A 22,049-nucleotide genomic window follows, 5' to 3' on the forward strand; every position below is an offset into this window, starting at 1 on the left:
GATTAATTTTATTTTAAAACTTTTCTTTTAAATTTATAAAAAATATTCACAACATTCAGGATCATTTTTCACAAATATCTAGAGTAATCTCTCATGAACAAAAATACTTCTTTCCCTTTGTCAGTGTTAGGTATTACTGAAACTAGGTACAGAATCGTCCACAATACTCCTAGCTAAAATTAGGTATATCAACCTGCTAAAAAAAATGTACAAAAAGGGGATATTTATCTACTTTTTCGTCCACTCTATAATCGATATATACACGTTTTCAGTCGAGTAATCCACTTAAAGTAACGACAAGTAGAAGAAAGAATGCATATACAATTAATAAAATGACCTAAGTGTACTTTTAGGAATCATTCTTCTCAAAACCTTTTTTAACAAGCTGTTTTTGATAATTGTTTTCATTTTTCTCATTATAGATTATCTTTACTACTTTATTAAAAACTAATAAACCACTATATGAAATCAATGAAAGTCCTAGCAAGTGCTATATTGGTTGCCTCTTTAGTTGCATGTAATGACTCTGGAGACAACAATACAAGCCAAGCTAAAAAGGAAACTCCTGTAATGGAACACAAAGACCAATCAGGCTTTTCTTATGAAACCTACGCAAATGATCCTACAGGATTGAGACTCTATACCCTTAAAAATGGATTTAAGGTATATTTGAGTCAAAATTTTGATGAACCTAAAATACAAACCTATATTGCGGTAAGAGCAGGATCAAACTACGATCCAAAAGAATCTACGGGTCTTGCACACTACTTAGAACACATGGTTTTTAAAGGAACCTCAAATATTGGAACAGTAAACTGGGAAGAGGAAAAAGTGCTTTTAAAGCAAATTTCTGATCTATATGAAAAGCATAAAGCAACTTCTGATCCAAAAGAAAAAGAAAAAATTTACAAAGAGATTGATAAAATTTCTTTAAAAGCATCGCACCATTCTGTTGCGAATGAATATGATAAAATGGTGAGTTCATTAGGAGCTACTGGAACTAATGCTCATACTTGGTTTGAAGAAACTATTTATAAGAATAAAATACCTGCAAATGAACTTAAAAAATGGCTTCATCTTGAAAAAGAAAGATTTAGTGAATTGGTTCTCCGTCTGTTCCATACAGAATTAGAGGCTGTTTATGAAGAATTTAACCGTGGACAAGATAACGACTGGAGAAAGAGTTATGCTGCCATGCTTGAAGGTCTTTTCCCAAAACACCCTTATGGTCAACAAACAACTATAGGTACTAGTGAGCATCTAAAAAACCCATCAATGGTGGCTATTCATAATTATTTTAACAAATATTATGTGCCAAACAATATGGCAATGGTTTTAGTTGGTGATTTCAATTTTGATGAAACAATTAAAGAAATCGATGCAACTTTTGGAGCTTTGAAGTCTAAAAAAGTGGAGCATCCTGTTCTTCCAAAAGAAGATCCAATTACAGAACCAATCATAAAAGAGGTTTACGGTCCTACTGCAGAAAACATTACAATTGCCTTTCGTTCTGAGGGAATCGGTTCTGCTGACGAAAAATTACTAACAATGGCTGATATGATCCTTGCAAATGGACAAGCTGGTTTGATTGATCTAAACCTGAATCAACAACAAGCCGTTTTAAATGCTGGATGCTCCCCTACTTTCTTAAATGATTATGGATATCATTCTTTTAGAGGTTCTCCTAAACAAGGACAAAGTCTTGACGAAGTAAAAGAACTGTTGATGGCTCAAATAGAAAAACTTAAAAAAGGAGAATTTGAGGATTGGATGATGGGTGCTGTAATCAACGATCTAAAATTATCTGAAACAAGACAATACGAGAAATCAACTCCAAGAGCTTCGGCATATTACAATGCTTTTATTCACCGTGAAAACTGGGCAGATAAAGTAAAATTTATTGATGATTTGAAAAAAATCACTAAGGAAGAATTGGTTGCTTTTGCTAATAAATTTTATGGAAACAACTATGTAGTTACTTATAAAAGAAAAGGTGAAGATAAAACAGTAGCAAAAGTTAAGAACCCAGGAATTACCCCTGTAAAACTTAATAGAGATAAAAAATCTAATTTCCTAGGGAATTTCAATAAAATGGAATCTGGAAGTATTCAGCCTAAATTCATCGATTTTGAAAAAGAATTGAAAACTTTCAAAAAGGATGGACTAGAGATTACTCATATAGAAAACAAACTCAATGATCTTTGCGATTTGTATTTCATCTTCGATTTTGGAAAAGAAAACAATAAAAAACTTTCTTTAGCTGCCAATTATATGGACTATTTAGGAACGGATAAATTGTCTTCAGAAGATTTGAAAAAAGAATTCTACAAGATTGGTATGAGCCCTTATATTTACGCTAGTGAAGACCGTGTAATTATGGGACTTACAGGTTTAAAAGATAATATTGCGAAAGGTGTTGAGCTTATGGAAAACCTTTGGACAAATGCAAAAGCAGACCAAACAGCTTATAATAAAATGATTGCTGCAACCGCAAAATCTAGAGAAAACACAAAGTCTAGTAAAGGGGCAATCTTAAGAAATGGACTGTATTCTTACGCAATGTATGGAAAAAGCTCTCCTTTAAGAGATATTTATTCAATAGAAGAACTAGGATCTATTAAACCTCAAGAGCTGATAGACATTATCAAAGAGCTAAAGATTTACAAACATCGTGTTTTCTATTATGGAAAAGACATCAACAATGTAAAAAATGCGATTGCTCAATATCATAAAATACCTAGTGATCTAAAAGATTATACTCCTGCTAAAAAATATGAAAAACAAGAAACAGGAAATCAGGTGTACTTTGTAGATTACGATATGGTACAAGCTGAAATGATGTTTTTAGCAAAAAGCAAACCTTTTGATGTGAATAATATGGCAAAAGCTTATTTATTCAACACTTACTTTGGTTCTGGACTTTCGTCTATAATCTTCCAAGAGATTAGAGAATCTAAATCATTGGCTTATTCTGCTTATGCAAGATATTCTTCTGCTCGTGAAAAAGAAGAACCTAATTATGTTCATGCATATATCGGGACTCAAGCGAATAAGCTAGAGCAAGCTGTAAATGCAATGATGGAATTGATGAATGATATGCCAATGGCTCAAGAACAATTTGATGCTGCCAAAAACTCAGCCTTAAAGAAAATTGCTGCCGAAAGAATTACTAAGACAAATATTTTCTGGAATTATGAAGGACTCAAAAAAAGAGGACTTAAACACGATATTAGAAAAGATATGTATGAGACCATCAAGAATATGAGTATTGATGATTTAAAAGTATTTTTTGACAACAATATCAAAGGAGAATCTTATAATGTAATGCTTCTTGGAAATAAAAAAGACCTAGACATGAAAGCAATTTCTAAACTAGGAAAAGTAACTGAACTAAATGTTGATCATTTGTTTAATTATAACTAATTATCCAAATCAAAAGGTTACTTCTCTTTTGACAACCATAAAAAAACCTCAAATCTTTATTGATTTGAGGTTTTTTTTATACCAATTAATAATAAACATCAAAAATGTTTACCAAATTTTGGCAGGTTCTTCTTGGATCATTTCATCCCCTTCTTTACATCCAAAAGCTTCTTGGAATTCTGGCATATTACTAACCGTTCCGTTTACTCTAAACTCCCCTGGAGAATGTGTATCATTTTGGATTCTATTTCTCAGATTTTCTTCGGTGATATTGTTTTTCCAAACATTTGCCCACCCTAAAAATATTCTTTGTTTATAAGTAAAACCATCGATATCTGCTGGTTTCTCTTTACCTTCAAGAGATTTTTCCAATGCATGATACGCCAAGGTTAAACCACCCAAATCGGCAATATTCTCTCCAAGTGTCAACTTTCCGTTGATATGAAGACCTTCTAACACTTCATAAGAATCAAACTGATTTGAGAGTACTGTTGCTCTTTCATCAAATTGGCTTTTATCCTTTTCTGTCCACCAATTATTTAGATTTCCTATGTGGTTATATTTACAACCTTGGTCATCAAAACCATGAGTAAATTCATGCCCAATTACGGCACCAATAGCTCCATAGTTAATTGCATCATCAGCATTTGCATTATAAAATGGAGGTTGGAGAATAGCTGCAGGAAATACTACTTCATTATACACAGGATAATAATATGCATTTATGGTTTGAGGGTTCATTAGCCATTTAGTCTTATCAACAGGTTGCCCATAGTCCTCAAGCATTTTTTCAAATCCGAATTTCTTTAAGTTCAATAAATTCTGAAATAAATTATTCGCCTCAATCTTTACTGATGAATAATCTTCCCAGTTGTCTGGATATCCTATTTTATAAGTAAAAGAATTCAGTTTTTTCAGTGCTTGTAATTTTGTCTCCTGAGACATCCACTTTAGGTCATTAATTCTTACTCTAAAGGCAGAACGTAGATTTTCTATTAAAGCTCCTACTCGTTTTTTTGATTCCTCACTAAAATGTTTTTCAACATAAATTTTCCCTAAAGCTTCTCCTAGATATCCGTTTACCACACCTTGTGCTCGCTTCCATCTTGGTTGCATTTCTTTAGTTCCTCGTAAAGTTGTTGAATAAAAAGCAAAACGCTCTTTTTCTAAAGCTTCAGTTAAAGATGAAGATGCCATATTTACTCGATCCCAAATAAAATAGTTTTTCCAATCTTCTAAAGCAATCTCTTTAAAAAATTTGTCGAAAGACTTAATAAACTCAGGCTGACTTACCACTACTTCTGATACAGCTTTGAGTCCTAAATTATTTAAGAAATTTGTATAGCTAAAATTCTTCCCAGCTGTCTCTAACTGTTGAGATGTCCAAAGATTATAAGTCAAATCTGGGTTTCTTCTTGAAACTCGATCCATGGATATTTTTGCCAATTTAGCTTCAATTTCATAAGCTGATTGAGCAATTGAACCAGCCTCCTTTTCAGAATAATTAGCCAGTTGTAACAATCTCTTCATAAAAGCTTGATATTCCTTTCTGATTTTCACCATACTTTCTTGATCAGAAAGATAATAATCACGATCTGGAAGGTTCAACCCACTTTGAGAAAAATAAACAGCATGTTCATCAGATTTTTTTGAATTTATGGTAATATAAAATCCAAAAGGAGAACCACCAACACCAGATTTTACGGAGCTTGTTATATAGTCTTGTAATTCTTGTTTAGAGGAAATACTATTGATCTCTGCCAACAAATTTTCCAATGGTTTAATCCCAATTTGTTCTCTGGTAGCAGAATCTAAGGAAGACAAATACAAATCTCTTACTTGTTGCTTCTCTCCTGCTTGTAGATTTTTAGCCTCTAGCAGTTCTTCCATTATGGTTTTAATCTGTTTTTTATTCTCTTCAGACAAAAACTCAAAACTCCCCCATCTACTCTCGGTTGAAGGAATTGGGTTATCCTTTAACCAGGTTCCTACAGCATATTGATAAAAATCAGAACAAGGAGCAATATCCTTTCTCATCATGCTTGTATCAAATGCTTTTACTTCTACTTTTTTCTTTTCAATATTAGTAGTCTTTTTTTCTGAAGTGGTGTTGTTTCCACAAGAATAAAGTCCTGCCACTAAAAGAAAAGCTAAAGAAGGCTTTGTTAATTTCATTTTAATAGTGTTTTGGTTTGATTACGATGTGGAATTTACTTATTTTCTTTCAAACTCACTCCGATATCTCTTTTGATTTTAATACCCATAAATTTCAAAAGAAATGACAAATTTGATTTTCGAATCTCATAACATTCTCCTATTGCATAATAAAAATCCATTAAAACAGTTATCTCTCCTAAATATCAAAGCATTTGTTTTTTAGTATTTTTGTAAAATGATTTTACTGAGTGATTATATTAGGGAAAACTACAATAAATCTTTTAAGGATGATGATTATTCCTTTGAACTCGTTTCAAAAAAAGTAAAAAAGGGCACCATCATTTACCCATATCATAGAATAGGAAAAAATATCTATTTTCTGAATTCAGGAATCGTTGAAACAACTATCAGTTTTGGAGAAATTGAAAAAACATTAAGCTTTATTTTCGAAGGCAACTTCTTCTGTGCATTTGCTTCATTACTCACTCAAAGCCCATCTGAAATACAAGGTACAGCACTCACAGACTGTGAGTTTCAAGTAATACCATACGTGGAATATAAAAAACTTTGCGAAAGCGTTCTATTAGTGAATCAAATAGGGCGTCAAGAAGTTGAAAATTATTATCTCAATAAATACCTAAGAGAACGGGATTTACTTACAAAAACTAAAGAAGAAATGTATTTGGACTTATTAAAAACAAATCCACATATTGTTAAAAATATTCCATTGAAAAAAATTGCTAATTACTTTGGAATTCTTCCTGAAACACTCAGCAGAATTCGTAAAAAAATAAAATAGTATGATTTTCTTGACTTTTGGTCAAGTTTTTAAAGAAAAGCTTTCTGTTCCTTTGCACAAAAATCTATAAAGCGATTTTGAAAAATGGATCAAAAAAAAATTATTTGCTGTTTATTTCTTTTTCTAGGCCTCAAACAGCTTTCTGCTCAAATATCTGAATCTTTTAGACTTGGTGTTGATTTTGGCGTAGTTCAAGCTTCTTCTAGTACCGATGTGGTAGTGGGATCAGATTTAAGATACTTTTTATCTCCCAGAATAAACATAGGATTTCGTTTAGAAGGTGCTGCGATCGCCAGAAAAATTGAATCTTCTGTAAAATCAAAAACTAAAGGACAATCAAGACTGAATTTAGCATACCTTCTTGTCATGGATTATTATCTGCCAAGTAATAAGAAAATAGCCCCCTTTCTTTCTGGAGGAATAGGTTATTATCAACTTGCAGACATCTCTTCTGACATTAGCCCTACATGGTCACCCATTGAACTTAGTTCAAAAGTTGGTTTAATGCTAAAAGCAGGAATAGAAATAGACAAAATTCGAATTACTGCGGGTGGAAATTTAGTACCCAGTTCAAAAATTTCTATTAGCACTTCAAATCAACAGAAATTCACCAATAGCTATTTCACATTTTCTCTAGGGTTTTATGTAGGAAGAAATAGCAGAAATAGCTCAGAAAAAAAATAAGTTATGGAATTTAGATCATACATTTACCAAGCAATGTTCATATTGCTTCTGTTCACACTTAATACTCAAGACACATGTGGACAACAATCTTCTCCAAACAGTTCTATCTTTGAACCTTCTACAGAATGGCCAGAAATTCCAGGTTTGCATCATGGAGGACCTATCACCTTAACAAATGAAAAGATATTTATACGGGTTGCAAGTGCCGCAGCACTTTCCTATATTATTGCCAAATATGTGGTAAAACCAAAATCTACTGAAGATTATTATCAATTCAGAACCAGTTTAACTGTAGGTGAATACAAAACTGTTTTGAGACAACATATTGGTGTTGAAAGACGAATAGCCCCTTGGTTTGCTGTGGCTTTAGAATTTAGTCTGCAACAATGGTTTGATGAAAGAAAGAATTTGGAATCAAAAAATAAATTCGGAATGGGAATAGGTCTTCAACCCTATTTTAGATGGCATATTTTAGGCTCGAAAAAATGGAGTCCTTTTTTAGAATACGGAACAGGTTTTTTTCAGGGATTTGAAAAATTCCCACATACAGGTACGCATTTTACATTTTCTCATTCTAGCCATATAGGAATAGAATATACTAACAAAAAAGGGAGTAAATTCCGATTAAGTTACGGGCAGTTTCATTACTCAAACAATGATTGGTGGGAAGTAAACCCTAGCTACAATGGAAACGGTCTGAACTTTACATATGCTTGGAAATTGTAAGAAAAATATTAGGTACGCTTCTTGGTTAATCTGAACAAAAAACAATATGAAAACAATTATCTACTCCACCGTATTCTGCTTATTACTTTTTGGAATCATGTCTTGTAAATCTAATAAAGCTCGAACTGTAGAAACGGATAAAAAAATGACATTTTGGGTTCTTAATATTCAAAATGAAATGGATGGTCAAACATTAACGCTAAAGAACGAAAAGGGCGAGAAATTCACCACCATCATAAGTCCCGCAAATGGAAATTATATTGAATTGAAAAAGGGTGACAAAATATCTGCTTTGGTGACATCCTATCTCAAGAATACAGAACCTTTGCAACTAGTTACCAAAAATATAAAAATGATTGAGGGAAATATGACTACTAAAAATCAAGAAAAAACTTGGTGGATACATTCAAGAAAAACAAAGAGTAACGATCAGTTTGGAAGCTCCATTACTTGTCTCCAATACCAAGAAAACGACATCCTAAATCAAAATGGTGAATGGAAAGTACTCTGTGATCCTATCAAATATTTTCAATTTATTGAAGGGTATTACTATAAAGTGAAAATTACACAAAAACTCCTTAAAGACTCTGAATTACTTGTGGATCGTTCTGCTACAGAACAAGAATTAATTACCGTTATTGAAAGAGTAAAAGATACAGAATATATCAACCCAATAAAAACCTCCATTAAAACTGATAAAGAGAATTATCTCCAAGGAGAAAACATCAAACTTACAATGGAAATTACCAATACTGGAAAAGAAGCTTATACTTTTCTACCTTGGGGAACCCCACTAGAAGGTAATTTTACAGGAAGTAGCCTTTTGATTCTCAAAGATGGAAAACGTATACCTTACTCGGGAATAATGGTGAAACGAATGCCTCCTAAAAAATCAGATTATAAAACACTAGTAGAAAATCAATCTTTTCAAGGCAGCGTAAATTTAGCTGATGGATATCAACTATTAGAATCAGGAACTTACACAATACAATTTGAAGAAACTTATGCTGGCTTACCAGCATCAAACACAATAAACGTTTCGATACAATGAGAGCTATAATATTTTTCGCTTTGAGCACTTTTTTACTAGGTTGTCATAAAAATAATGTTTTGAACGCACCACAAAACTCTGAGCTTTCTATCATGTCCTTTAATCTAAGATATGACAACTCTGAAGATGGGACTCATCAATGGACAAATAGAAAAAATGCATGCGTAAAAATGCTTGATGAAATCAAACCTGATATCTTAGGTATCCAAGAAGGCTTAGAGCATCAGGTAGGTTTCTTAAAATCGAAATTCCCAAACTATAATGTTGTGGGAGAAATAAATGAAAATGGACCTTATGGAGAATACAAAAGTATTTTCTTTAAAAAAGAACGATTTATTTTACTGAAAAGTGAAACGTTTTGGCTTAGTGAAACTCCTGAAGTTCCCTCAAAAGGTTGGGATGCAAATAACACAAGAATTGTAAGCTGGGTTAAACTAAAAGATCAAAAAAACAAGCAAAACATCTATGTGTTTAATACACACTTTGACCATATCGGAAAAATATCTCAATTAAACTCCAGTAAACTCTTACATAAAAAAATAAAAAACATTGTAAAAGATCATGCTCCAGTTTTTATCACGGGTGATTTTAATATGTTGTTTGGCAATAAGAGAATGAAAGCCTTAACGAACAACTATAATGTTGCCCACAAAAACTCTGAAAGAACTGATGGACACGCCTCGTTTAATGGATTTGGTAAATGGGGAGGAATTCTTTCAAGGAATATAGATTTCATTTTTTTTCTAAATGCAAAATCCCTCCAATACCAAACAATTAATAAGAAATATGGCGTTCCATATATCTCAGATCACTACCCCATTCTAGCTAGATTCAAATATAAAAGTCTCTAGTATCTTAAAAAAAGCATTGAGATTTTTAACATTTCACTACCTAAATACTATAAAAAAACAAACAAGATTATCACAATCTTGTTTATTTATAAACAAAAGGGTTTATTTATTTAATAATATTACCTTACCTGTTATTTTTAAAATTACTCTTTGATTTTTTGGCACAGTATTCTCAATAAGGTAAACAAGACGTTTATGTTTAACTTAAATACTTGTAATTATGAAAACACTTAGATTACTTACCCTGGGAATGATAATGGTAGCAGCACCATTAATGACAAAAGCGAACACACCTGCGAAAAAAGACAATCTCAAGTCAAAAAAAATTATTGGAAAACACACCAATGATAATATACAAGATTTAAGATTCCTAAAACGCGAACTCAGACAAATGCTCCGAAGAAACAGAATAAGAGCAGCAGAAAGAGTAAAGGTGGACATCATGAGAACGATGAAAGCAGATTTGAGGCGAGATAGAAGAAAAGTCCAACGACTCAAAGACAAATTGGATTATCTTAATTTTCATCATAGCTACAGAAAAAAGCAAAGGATAAGAAGAAAAATTCAAAGATTAAGAACGCAAATAAATAGACAGAAAAGTATCCTAAGACAAATGAGAAGACTGGATATCTGTCATCGTTATGACAAACAAAGAGTAATGAGATTAGTTAATAACTACATAGATCTACATGATCAAAGTTATAGAAATGACTACCGTCATAGAGATTATGATTATGACACATATCATAGACCAAGAAGTGACAGATTCTAATTTCTATACCAATCGATCATTTACTTTTAAACAAAGAAAGGGCAGAGAATTTTCTGCCCTTTCTTTGTTTAAAAATTTTTATATCCACTTCCCTTGGCTCTTTTAAAATTCCAGAGAAACACCAAGTTGAACTCGCCATCTAGAATTAAAATTATCAATGATCCAAGGTTTTCCGTTTGGCTTTTTGAACTGGTAAACAGGCTTATTATCTTCAATTCCTTTAAAATCCAGTAAACGATAACTAGAGTTTACTACGTTAGGTACATAAACGAGTTTCCCCCAATTTTTATTGAGCAGATTTGCTACATTAAAGATATCTGCGGATAATTTTAATCGTTTTGTTTTCCATACAGAGAAATCATAAGACAAAGAGAGATTAATTTCCTGATTCCAAGGGGTTCTTGCACCATTTCGCTTAGCGTAAGTTCCTCTATTTTCTGTTAAATAATCTATAGAGTTAATATACTCGTCAAGATCTTTCCATTGCTGTTCTTTAGTAATTAAAGCTCCCTGTTCATTTGTATATTCTTGAAATTGAATTTCTGTAGAATTTTGCGGAATGTAAATTAAATCATTTTTTGAAGATCCATCTTTATTCACATCACCAGAATAGATAAACGAATAAGGACTTCCAGACCTCAAAGTATAAAACAACCCTAGGTTCAAATTACCCTTCTTAAAAGGAATAGAATAGGTATGGAAAGAAACAAATTTATGCCTTAAATCAAAATTTGAATAAGATAATTGAGGCTCATTCCCTTGGATCGTTTGATTCCATTCAAAGTTTGCTGCATGGGAATTTCGCACAGTGCTCGAAAGATCCTTACTCACTCCATAAGTATAGCCCAAACTTGCTTCATAATTTTTTATCTTCGTTTGGATATTTGCGCTCAATTGATAACGATAACCTTTATTCGTATTTTTTAGCAAAAATACATTAGTGAAATTCTTATTGATCTTTTGTTCCTCTTTTGGTAAAGAAAAATATGCTCTATTATCAGCTCCATCGTAGTTTTTTTGAACATTTTTTCTATTAATTGATTGAAAATAAATACCATCTATCACTTTATGATACATTCCTTCGAAACTGAATCTCCAATTTTCTGCTAATGGAACCTGAATACCCAATTGGCTTTTCCACTCTCTGGGTAGTTTGAAATCATTATTGATCAAATTTATTTCAGTGAGTCCCGATTGCTGATTCGCTAAATCTGATAAATCTTCGGTAAGTTTTATGGAGTTTTGAGGTCTTATATCTACATTAAAGTATTCTGTTCCCGAAATATATTCAGCATAAGCAAACCACAAATTTGGAATTCTACCCGAGTAAAAACCTGTTCCCCCACTAAGTGTTATAGGACGTTCATTCTTAGATTGATATTCAAAAGAAAAACGTGGATTAATTCTTGGTTTTGTAGAAAGAGTGTTTTCAAAATGAGCAAATTCTGGAGTATTCTTTATCTCTTGGCTTACGGGTAGTTTTTCATCCAGCAAGACACCATCCATTCTTAATCCAAATTGAAATTTCAAGCGATCATGGTAACGATATTCATCTTGTAAAAACGCATTCCACATAAGAATACCAAAAGCAGCCGACGGCTTCATTCTATTGTGTTCATAATCATTATTCAAACTATTATAAACCCCTCTAATTCTCGATGGGCGATCGTTTAAAAAATCATTTACTGATCCGTATTCCCATCTTCCATTCCAAGCCGACAAAAATCGGTATTCAATTTTACTAAACTCTCCTCCAAAACCACCAGAAAAAGTGTGTTTGTCTTTAGAAAACTCAATCTTCTCTTGCAATTGCCAAGTGTTTTGGGTATTTCCAAAAACAGATGCTTCTCGATAGGAACCTGCAAATATTGTATTTGCTGCACCTTCATCTATCTGAATATGAGGAAATACACGCCCTTGATAATCTCTATCCTCGTTCACATAATTATACCCAATAGAGAATTTATTATGCGTATTTTCGTCAAAAAAGCTGCTCAGTTCTACTATTGATGAATTGGCAACACTCTGATGCTGAAATCCCTGATTCCCAAAATTGAAAAAATTCGCATTCCACTCCAATTGGTCAGATTCACTAAAAATCAAATTATTTCTAAATACTAAGGTATGCTTTGGTGAAATATTATAATCTAAACGACCAAAAACTTTCGTGCTTTCACGCTTTAGGTCGGCATTTTCGAATGTACCAGGATCGTAGTTATATTGATCTTTTAGATGATTTGCAATTTTTTTAACTGAAGCTAAGCTTATCCTACTTCCAGAAGAACCAGGCGCATTCATCACGTTTTCCTTGCGTTTCGTTTGCTCTACATTAAAAAACACAAATGCTTTATCTTTTTTGATAGGTCCACCAAAACTCAAACCATATTGAGCGTCGTAAAAATCTCCTTTTTCCTGCATAACTCCATTGGAATAATTTCCTAATAGATTTTGATTATGTCCAAACAAATAAGCATTTCCAGACCAACGATTCGTTCCATTTTTGGTAATTAAATTGATATTTGCTCCTGTAAAATTCCCCACTGAAACATCAAAAGGGCTCAGTTTAACCGATAATTCTTTGATTGCGCCAAAACCAATGGGTTGTGTTTGAGCCAAAGCACCAGGAGAACCTGTGGCAGTACTTCCAGAAGCTCCGCTAGCGGGTTCTTGAAAACCAATTACATCATTATTAACCATCCCATCTATATTGAGATTGTTGAATCTATTACTCGCCCCTGCAAAAGAATTAAGATTTGCAGAGCTCATCGTGTTGGTTAAATCTTGAATTCCTCTATTTATCGTCGGGATTTTATCTTTTTTTTCCTGATTAATCAAAAAATCGGCCTGATTGTTCGTCGCTTTTTCAGACTCATCGCTCAATACGATTTCTTCAAGAGCATTATTTTCCTCGTTCAAAAGGAAATTCAATTTGGTAGTTTGTCCCAAAAGTATCGCGATATTTTGCCTTTTTTCGGTTTGATAACCAATAAAACTTATTTCTAGCTGATAATTTTTAGAAGTTGCTACATGATTAAAAGAATAATAGCCATCAGAGCGAGAACTGGTTCCATATTTCTTTCCCGTTTCTGTGTCGAATAATAAAATATTAACTCCTGGCAGTGCTTCCTTGCTTACTCCAGACTTAATATATCCTTCTAATTTTCCACTTGTTACCTGTGCATTTAGAAAATTCCCGATAAATAACAAGAGAATTATAATGTTTTTTTGCATTCCCAATTATGATTTTATAATTGAGGGTTTAGTATTCATTCTTTGCAAAACATTACAATTTATTTTCATCAATTTTAAATTAATAAAATATTGATTTTGCTACATTTTTTTAAAACACATAAGGCATGATAAAAAAAAGGTATGTATTTCTAATATCTATATCAAAACATTTGTACCTCAGGCTCTAGATCAATCTCAAATTCTTCTTTTACATTTCTAATAATCTTTTTTGCCAATTCTTGAATCTCTTCTCCCCTTGCGGAACCATAATTCACAAGAACCAAGGCTTGTTTATCATAAACTCCAAAATCATCAAACTTTTTTCCTTTCCACCCTAAACGATCAAGCATCCATCCTGCGGGAATTTTAATCATTCCATTTTCAAGCGGATAATGCTTTGCATCTGGATATTTTTTTAGGATTTTCTCCCAATGTTGTTTCGTAATTACAGGATTCTTAAAAAAACTACCTGCATTTCCAATTTCTTGTGGGTTCGGTAATTTTGAATTTCGTATTTCCACAACGGCATTAAAAATATCTATTGGCTGAGGATTCTGGATTCCATTTTTATTTAACACATTTTGAATAGCACCATAAGATGCGTCTATAACGGGTTCTTTATGTAATTTGAATCTAACTTTAGAAACCAAATATTTGCCTAAATTTTTCTTAAAGAATGAATTTCGATATTCAAACTCACAATCTGAATGAGTAAAATCTTCCCATTTGTTTGAAACTAAATTAAAAGCTCGTACAGAAACCACAAAATCTTTTGCCTCTTTTCCATAAGCTCCTACATTTTGAACAGGTGAAGCACCTACCGTTCCAGGAATTAAAGCCATATTTTCTAACCCAAAACACTGATGATCAAGGCTCCATTTTACAAATTCATGCCAGTTTTTTCCTGCCTCAACGGTGATCCAAACATTTTTATCATCTTGCCTTTCTATCTGTACTCCTTCTTGTTTCTGATGAATAATGATTCCCTCAAAATCTTTGGTAAAAAGAAGATTACTCCCTTGCCCGATCACCAAATATTCCTTTCCTTCAATCATTTCTGAAATTTGAGGAATTTCATCTTCATGTTCAATCTCAATGAGCGTTTTTGCCTTTTGCTCTATTCCAAAAGTATGATAGTTTTTTAGCGAAATATTATGATAGATTTGCATAAAAGATTTTGTTTATATTGCAACAAAAATAAGGAATTTGACTAGGGAAAAACCAATAAAGAAAATAATTTTGTGCGTCTCCAATGATTTGACCACAGACCAAAGACTTCATAAAGTCTGTACTTCTTTATTACACCATGGATATGAACCCAAATTGGTAGGAAGGAAACTCTCAAACTCGTTACCAATTAAGAAAAAATACGAAACCCATCGACTTCATATTCTTTTTAATAAAGGATTTCTTTTTTATGCATTTTTGAATATTCAATTATTCTTTTGGCTCTTATTCCAACGAGCAGATTTTTTTGTTGCCAATGATTTAGACACGCTTCCTGCCGTAAAAATAGCTTCTTGGATTAAACGTAAGAACTATTTAATTGATCTTCATGAACTTTTTCCCGAAGTTCCAGAAATACAAAGCAAACCGAAAGTAAAGAAATTTTGGCTTTGGGTGGAGGCAACTTTTTTACCCAAAAGTCCTAGGGTAATCACTGTTTGCAAAAGCATTGCCGATTATTTGATGGCAAAATATGATGTCAATATTTCGGTAGTAAGAAATATTCCTTTAAAACAAGATAAATCCCAGGAACCGAAAAAGGAAAGCATTCCTAAAATACTCCTTTACCAAGGTGCCGTAAATTTAGGAAGAGGAATCAATTTGATGATTGATACTTTGGAATTCCTTCCAGATTTTGAGCTTTGGATTATCGGAAACGGAGACGAATATGATACACTAAAGAAATACACTTCTACAAAAGAATATACCCAAAACGTTCAATTTCTTGGTAGAAAAACTCCCGAAGAGCTCAAAAAAATAAGTCCTAAAGCTGGCTTGGGTTTATCTTGGGAAGAAAACCTGGGGCTCAATTATTATTTTGCACTTCCCAATAAGTTGTTTGATTATATTCAAGCCGAAATCCCTGTGCTCACAAGTGATTTCCCAGAAATGAAAAACATTGTTGAAACTTACCTTATAGGCGAAACCATTCACAAAAGAACTCCTGAAGAAATTGCCCAACAAATTAGAAAAATCATCGAAAGTAGGGAATACTACCAATCACTTGTAGAAAATTGTAGAAAAGCTCAAGAGCATCTTACATGGGAAATGGAATTTAAGAACTATTTAGCCCTGCTCCCACCATGTCGATAAAAGATTTAAGACCTCAAAAAGAGCTTCAGAAAAAACAGGAAACTACAGAAGCTAGAGCATTTTGTTTCAACTGCCGAAGAGCAAAAAAAGTATGTATTTGTAAAATGATTGTTCCACAAAAAAACCAAGTGAGAATAGGAATTTTACAACATCCCAATGAAAAGAAAAAAGCCTTTAGTACGGCATTAGCTTCCCATTTGTCTTTAGAAAACAGTTTTTTGATCAATAGTTTAGAATTTGATGATCAAACAATGCTTCATAATGAATTAGAAAAATTTGAACACAACGAAATTGGCTTACTTTTCCCATCAAAAGAAGCAAAAAACCTTGAGATCGCCCCAAAAAACTTAAAACTTCTTCTAATGATTGATGGAACTTGGAGTGAAGCTAAAAAAATGATTCAACACTCCGAAACATTAAAAACAATTCCTCAATACCAATTAATTCCCAAGGAAAAATCACGCTTTGTACTCAGAAAAGAACCCGATGCACAGTTTCTCTGTACTCTGGAGGCTATTGTTTATAGTTTAAGAATTGTAGAAAATGATTCTAAAGCATACGAAAAGCTTCTTGAAATGCTTGATCAAATGCAAGATTTTCAAGCATCTTTTCAAAATGAAAATCCTCGTCATAAAAAACACTTCGAAAATAAAAAAGTGATGGCAAGAATCAAAGAACTTAGAAAATTATTATACTCTCAAAATCTAGAAGGCATCGATTTTTCGGAATGGAAAAAGGAATTAGAAGAATTAGAAAAAAACTTGAAATCTCTTCAAAAGAATCAGCCTAAATAAATTAAAGCTGATCCAAAAAATAAATCAGCTTTAAGATGAAAAAAACAACCCTTATTTTATTCCTTTAATTCAAATTAATTTTAAGATTTACAAGTTCTAGATGTATCATAAAATACATTCCGTTCATATCAGTTTTTTTGAACTTAAAGCATAAGTACAAAAAAACTAGTTATCTCAACAAAAAAACACCATCAAAGATACGAAGTGTCGAAATTATGTTACGAATGGGAATCAGTTGTTGAATAATTGCTATTTTGGAATCCTCGCCAGTTAAAAACAACAAATAGAAATGTCTTAATATTTTTGTAATTTTAGCTTCTGAAAAAAGCAACAATTATATGCGCAAAATTATTTTATTGGCTTCTAGCCTATGCCTTTTTAGTTTTACAGGATTGGCTCAGCAAGAATTAACATTAGAAAACGCTGTATTAAAACAATACAGAGACTATTATCCAGAAAGAATCTATCAATTTCGTTGGCTTCCAGAAGGAGGATATTCCATGGTAGAAAGCAATGAATTAATCATTACATTACCCAATAACGAAATCAAAAAAGTACGACTTTCTGACTTTAAAGGAGAAAAACTGAAATATTTTCCACCAGTAAAATGGCTAAGTCAATCAGAATTTCTTATTCATTATAAAGACAAAGCATATCGATATAATATAAAGGAAAACAGCTTTACCGAAAAAACTTACAAAAGCAAAGGAGCAGAAGAACTTTATGTATCCCCAAACCATGAGTACACCGCTTATGTTAAGGAAAAAGACCTTTACTTAAAAGGACCTAAAAAAGATAAAAGAGTTGCCAATTCTAAAGAAGACTTTATCACTTACGGAAAAGTGGTTCACCGTCATGAATTTGGAGTAGAAACAGGAGCATTTTGGTCACCAAAGTCCAATTATCTTGCCTATTATAGAAACAACGAATGCTGTGTAGCCGATTATCCATTGGTACACACAAACACCAGAATAGCCAGCCTAGAGAACATTAAATACCCTATGGCAGGAGAAAGTTCTGAGCAAGTAACAGTGGAAATTCTCAATGTAGCCAAAAGAAAATCCACCAAAGTGAGAACAGGGAAACCAAAAGATCAATATTTAACCAATATTACCTTCGGACCCGATGAAAAGTACCTGTATATTGGTGTACTCAACAGAGATCAGAATCACCTAAAAATGAACCAATATGACGTAAAGAACGGAAAATTTATCAAAACCCTCTTTGAAGAAAAATCCGACAAATACGTTCAACCAGTTCATGCCATGAAATTTATCCCAGGACACAAAAATGAGTTCCTATGGAGAAGTCGTAGAGATGGGTACAACTATATCTACCGCTATAATACCGACGGAGAATTACTCAACAAAGTAACCTCTTCTCATGGTGACGTAAAAGACGTATTAGGATTCTACAAAGGAGACGTAGTTTACACAGCCTACACAAATAACGGAATGGAAGTTCAAGTTTTCCGAAGTGACTTTACCAACGAACAAACCCAACAAATAACTACCGAAAAAGGAATCCACAGAGCTAGTTTGAGCAAAAATGGAGCAATCTATGATGTGTATTCAAACCTAAATACTCCGCATATAAGCAGAATCATAGACCTTAACGGAAAAATTACCAAAGAACTCCTAAAATCAAAAAATCCTTTAGAGAATATAGCCATTGCACAAACCAAACTATCAAAAATAACCGCTGCAGATGGATCTACCATTCTAAATACCAGAATGATTCTCCCAAAAGATTTCGATGAAAACAAAAAATATCCTGCACTAGTCTATGTCTATAACGGACCAAATGTACAACTGATCACCAACTCATGGTTAGCAGGAGCCAGCCTCTGGATGCACTATATGGCAAACAAAGGATATATCGTATATACTGTGGACGGACGAGGATCTGGAAATAGAGGACGCCATTTTGAGCAAGCCACCTTCCGTAATTTAGGTTTCGAAGAAATGAAAGACCAAATAAAAGGAGTAGAATTCCTAAAATCTCAAAAATATATAGACGGAAACAGAATAGCCGTTCATGGATGGAGCTATGGAGGATTTATGACTACAGGATTACTCCTCAACTACCCAGAACAATTCACCTGCGGAGTAGCAGGAGGTCCCGTAATGGATTGGTCACTCTATGAAGTAATGTACACAGAGCGTTATATGGATACCCCAAAAACTAACAAAGAAGGATTCCAAAAAAACAACTGGAACAAGCAAGTAGAAAAACTACAAGATCCCCTACTACTCATTCACGGAGCTATAGACGACGTAGTAGTGTGGCAACACTCACTAGAATTCGTAAGAAACTGTGTCTCAAAAGGCGTTCAAGTAGACTACTTTGCCTACCCAGAACACAAACACAATGTTAGAGGGAAAGACCGAGTTCACCTCATGCAAAAAGTGTTAAACTATATTGAGAAAAACAATCAATAAGCACCAGAACACATTTTGACCTAAATACCACTTTTTCATACAGAAGAAGTGGTATTTTTTTTAGGAGCTATTTCCCGCTTTCGGCTTTATCTTTTGTTTTTCTTCAAAAAACAAAAGGATACCGCCTCTATCGGGGCTAAAAACATTGTACAGAGAAATAAAAACCCAACAAAAACTAAAAACAATAGTCGCATATTATCCGAATAGTATACGGATAATTATTCGCTTATCTCTCCTTCATAAAATTGTTTTTTGTATCTTAGTCTTATGATATTCAAAAATATAAATAGTACCTCTAGATTCACTTCCAAAACCTGTTTTTACTGGGCTTTTTGTGTTTTTGATAATGACAGAAAAAGTATAAACGTATAAGGCGTATAAACACAACTATGTTATGCAAGGGTGTGTTTATATGGTTGTTATGCCCAATTAGAAAAAAATGAAAACAGTAATAATCATATTAACAATATTCCTTAGTCTAACGACAGTGAAGACATATGCTTGTGATTGTGAATCTCAAGGGGATTTCTACAAGGTATCTCCAAATTCTGATTTAGTTGCTTTAGTCAAAGTCAATAAATATCTGACATTTAAAGACATTTATGATAGTCCAACACCAATGTCAATGGAAGTTGAAGTGCTTGAAGTTTTCAAAGGGGTTGAGAATCGAAAAAAAGTGAAAGTATGGGGTGACTTTGGAAATTTATGCAGACCATACCTCAATCAGTTTTCAGTTGACAGCTTATATGTCATTGCCTTTCATAAGGGAGAAAAGGGAAATTTTGGTCATATAGATGAAACTGAAAGCGATTATTTTATATCAAATTGTGGTGAATATTGGTTACAAGCAAATTCAAAATCTGATAAGCTTATTAGTTCTGAATCGACAATTGAAATTAATAGGCTAAGAAATTTTTATGACAGAACTAAAGAATTATCACCAACTGACTTCAAAGAGATATTTCAAAAAGCTTTAGACTTTCCAGATTTGCAACAGTTTTATCATACAGACTTTGACTCTACTCGAAAACAAGTGATTATTAAGTATTTCGGAGAAGCTAACCATAATAACTTGCTTGGAGTATCAAAATTTGATAAGCAAATAATAATCAAAACGGAAGAAGAAATTAAAGAAGAAGGTATTAAGCATTATTTTGGACTAGGTGATTGGGTTTGCGGAACAAATTCTGTGAGAATGCAACTATCTTATCCAATTGAAGGTGTAACACTTTCCCTTATGTTTAAGAAAATAAATAATGAGTGGAAGATAACGAATAACGCCTTATGGGAAGAATAAAAAAGGGCATAACAATGTATATAAAAAATAGGCGAGACAGTAATATATTCAAGTATTTTGGCTCGTATCACAAACTTGTACTTAACGAAATTTTAATACCTCGAAATCGCCTACTTTTCATATACTAAACGTTGTGCTTCATTAAAAAAAACGAATGGTTCATAAAAAACAAAGGGTAATACAGCATATTATGGAAGATGAGTCTTTTAAGATTATTAAAGACCATTTGCCAAAAGAATGGGTTGTTCGAGAATTTAATCATCCTGATTATGGGGTTGATTTAGTTATAGAATTATTTGAATCAATCAATGCAAAAGTTTCTGAGACCTTAGGCGAATATCTATATGTTCAGGTTAAATCCGTTCAGGAATTAGAGATTAAAAAGGAGAAATTATATCCAGTTCAAAACGTTGCAAAAGGAAATTGGAAAGAAGACAAATCAGAATATATTGAAGTTGAAGTTGTAAAGTTTGTATTAGACACAAATAGCATATATACAGTTCAATCATTAGGTTCAAGTATTTCATTTGTGTTGTTTGTCGTAGATTTAAAAACCAAGGATGTATACTTTATATGCCTTAACGATTTCATTGACAAAATTCTACTACCACAAAATCCAAACTACACAGACCAAGGTTCTGTGACAATTACAATTCCGACTTTAAATAAATTATCTGAGAAGATTATCAGCAGATTTGCATTGGAAATTTATGGTAAACGAGCGAAATTCTTATCTGCTTTTGCAAAATTTGCATATCAAAAGAATGAATTATCATATTTGTTAAAGTATAAAGATTTTCCAGTGGTAACTAAACGGGATGAAATTGAAAATGTTTTTGCCTCTGAAAGTGACATAAGACGACAGGTGTTGTTTTTTATTGAACAAATACAAGGTCTTGACATATGGGAATATAAGGCTTGGGAAGTATTATCTGCTGCCAAAAGTGAGTTAATGGATTTAAAGAAAAGATTAAATGACGGAGAGGATTTGAATTCCTTGATTGAGAAAATACTAATTACTTGGCATAGATTATCAAATCTTGTGAATATGTATGAAGAACTAACGAGAGAATGGTTCTTGCCTAAATTTTTGAGTTTTATGACTTCCTACCCTAATATGCCTGATGTAATAGTGGAAAAGAAATAACGAAAGCACAATCGAGTAGACGGCTCCGCCAACTAAACTGACGGAGTTCGCCTCTCAAATAAGCGAAGCGATTCATGAAAACCTATAAAATTAAAACAACTGAATACTCCACCGTACGTACGGGTCTCGTATACGGCGGTTCAGTAATGATACTTACTTAGAATAGTAATTTGATAGACTTATAAAACCTCGTTGTACAAATCGTTTCGTACTGCTGCCCTACCCCTTTGGTAACTACCTTTCCACTTAGATTACTTAATGACGTTAATTCCTCAGATAAGGGACTTTAACTTATTAGAAATAGCATTTTTCTCTTCGAAAATGATTAATTTTACCATTCAAGGCACACACAGTGTA

General features: G+C 32.9%; 15 protein-coding genes. 12 read left to right on the forward strand and 3 right to left on the reverse strand.

What is annotated here, in order from left to right; all coding sequences use genetic code 11:
* The first annotated feature begins 462 nt into the window (after nt 1-462).
* Nucleotides 463-3,423: an insulinase family protein gene (locus N4A45_13120; GenBank protein ID MCT4666160.1), complete on the forward strand. Its 2,961-nt coding sequence runs from the start codon at nt 463-465 to the stop codon at nt 3,421-3,423.
* Between the two features lie 108 nt (nt 3,424-3,531).
* Here N4A45_13120 and N4A45_13125 read toward each other — a convergent pair whose 3' ends face one another.
* Complete coding sequence (locus N4A45_13125) at nt 3,532-5,598, reverse strand: M13 family metallopeptidase (protein ID MCT4666161.1); 2,067 nt, start codon at nt 5,596-5,598, stop codon at nt 3,532-3,534.
* Between the two features lie 217 nt (nt 5,599-5,815).
* Here N4A45_13125 and N4A45_13130 point away from each other — a divergent pair, with 217 nt between their 5' ends.
* The 6 genes from N4A45_13130 to N4A45_13155 all read left to right on the forward strand — a co-directional run bounded on the left by N4A45_13130 (nt 5,816) and on the right by N4A45_13155 (nt 10,463).
* On the forward strand, nt 5,816-6,379 hold the full coding sequence (locus N4A45_13130) for a Crp/Fnr family transcriptional regulator (GenBank protein MCT4666162.1): 564 nt from the start codon (nt 5,816-5,818) through the stop codon (nt 6,377-6,379).
* An 84-nt stretch (nt 6,380-6,463) separates the two neighbouring features.
* Nucleotides 6,464-7,063: a hypothetical protein gene (locus tag N4A45_13135; protein ID MCT4666163.1), complete on the forward strand. Its 600-nt coding sequence runs from the start codon at nt 6,464-6,466 to the stop codon at nt 7,061-7,063.
* A 3-nt stretch (nt 7,064-7,066) separates the two neighbouring features.
* Nucleotides 7,067-7,789: an acyloxyacyl hydrolase gene (locus N4A45_13140; protein MCT4666164.1), complete on the forward strand. Its 723-nt coding sequence runs from the start codon at nt 7,067-7,069 to the stop codon at nt 7,787-7,789.
* A 46-nt stretch (nt 7,790-7,835) separates the two neighbouring features.
* Nucleotides 7,836-8,840: a DUF4377 domain-containing protein gene (locus tag N4A45_13145; protein MCT4666165.1), complete on the forward strand. Its 1,005-nt coding sequence runs from the start codon at nt 7,836-7,838 to the stop codon at nt 8,838-8,840.
* The gene (locus N4A45_13150; protein ID MCT4666166.1) at nt 8,837-9,691 is read left to right on the forward strand and encodes an endonuclease/exonuclease/phosphatase family protein; all 855 of its coding nucleotides are present in this window, start codon (nt 8,837-8,839) and stop codon (nt 9,689-9,691) included. The genes N4A45_13145 and N4A45_13150 overlap by 4 nt, the downstream gene beginning before the upstream one ends.
* A gap of 220 nt (nt 9,692-9,911) precedes the next feature.
* Complete coding sequence (locus N4A45_13155) at nt 9,912-10,463, forward strand: hypothetical protein (protein MCT4666167.1); 552 nt, start codon at nt 9,912-9,914, stop codon at nt 10,461-10,463.
* Nucleotides 10,464-10,565: 102 nt separating this feature from the next.
* Here the strand turns inward: N4A45_13155 and N4A45_13160 are convergent, their stop codons facing one another.
* The gene (locus N4A45_13160; protein ID MCT4666168.1) at nt 10,566-13,694 is read right to left on the reverse strand and encodes a carboxypeptidase-like regulatory domain-containing protein; all 3,129 of its coding nucleotides are present in this window, start codon (nt 13,692-13,694) and stop codon (nt 10,566-10,568) included.
* Between the two features lie 161 nt (nt 13,695-13,855).
* Nucleotides 13,856-14,863, reverse strand: a complete 1,008-nt coding sequence (murB, locus tag N4A45_13165) for a UDP-N-acetylmuramate dehydrogenase (protein MCT4666169.1) — start codon at nt 14,861-14,863, stop codon at nt 13,856-13,858.
* A gap of 37 nt (nt 14,864-14,900) precedes the next feature.
* Between murB and N4A45_13170 the strand changes: the two genes are divergently transcribed.
* From N4A45_13170 to N4A45_13190, 5 genes are all read left to right on the forward strand, one after another.
* Nucleotides 14,901-16,013: a glycosyltransferase gene (locus N4A45_13170; protein ID MCT4666170.1), complete on the forward strand. Its 1,113-nt coding sequence runs from the start codon at nt 14,901-14,903 to the stop codon at nt 16,011-16,013.
* The gene (locus N4A45_13175; GenBank protein ID MCT4666171.1) at nt 16,004-16,807 is read left to right on the forward strand and encodes a DTW domain-containing protein; all 804 of its coding nucleotides are present in this window, start codon (nt 16,004-16,006) and stop codon (nt 16,805-16,807) included. The genes N4A45_13170 and N4A45_13175 overlap by 10 nt, the downstream gene beginning before the upstream one ends.
* A gap of 338 nt (nt 16,808-17,145) precedes the next feature.
* On the forward strand, nt 17,146-19,248 hold the full coding sequence (locus N4A45_13180; protein ID MCT4666172.1) for a DPP IV N-terminal domain-containing protein: 2,103 nt from the start codon (nt 17,146-17,148) through the stop codon (nt 19,246-19,248).
* 439 nt (nt 19,249-19,687) lie between these two features.
* Nucleotides 19,688-20,545, forward strand: coding sequence for a hypothetical protein (locus N4A45_13185; GenBank protein ID MCT4666173.1), 858 nt, complete (start codon nt 19,688-19,690; stop codon nt 20,543-20,545).
* Nucleotides 20,546-20,699: 154 nt separating this feature from the next.
* A complete protein-coding gene (locus tag N4A45_13190; protein ID MCT4666174.1) occupies nt 20,700-21,692 on the forward strand; it encodes a DUF4365 domain-containing protein in 993 nt (330 codons plus the stop codon).
* Nucleotides 21,693-22,049: the final 357 nt, after the last annotated feature.

Source organism: Flavobacteriales bacterium, assembly GCA_025210805.1.
Classification (GTDB): domain Bacteria; phylum Bacteroidota; class Bacteroidia; order Flavobacteriales; family CAJXXR01; genus JAOAQX01.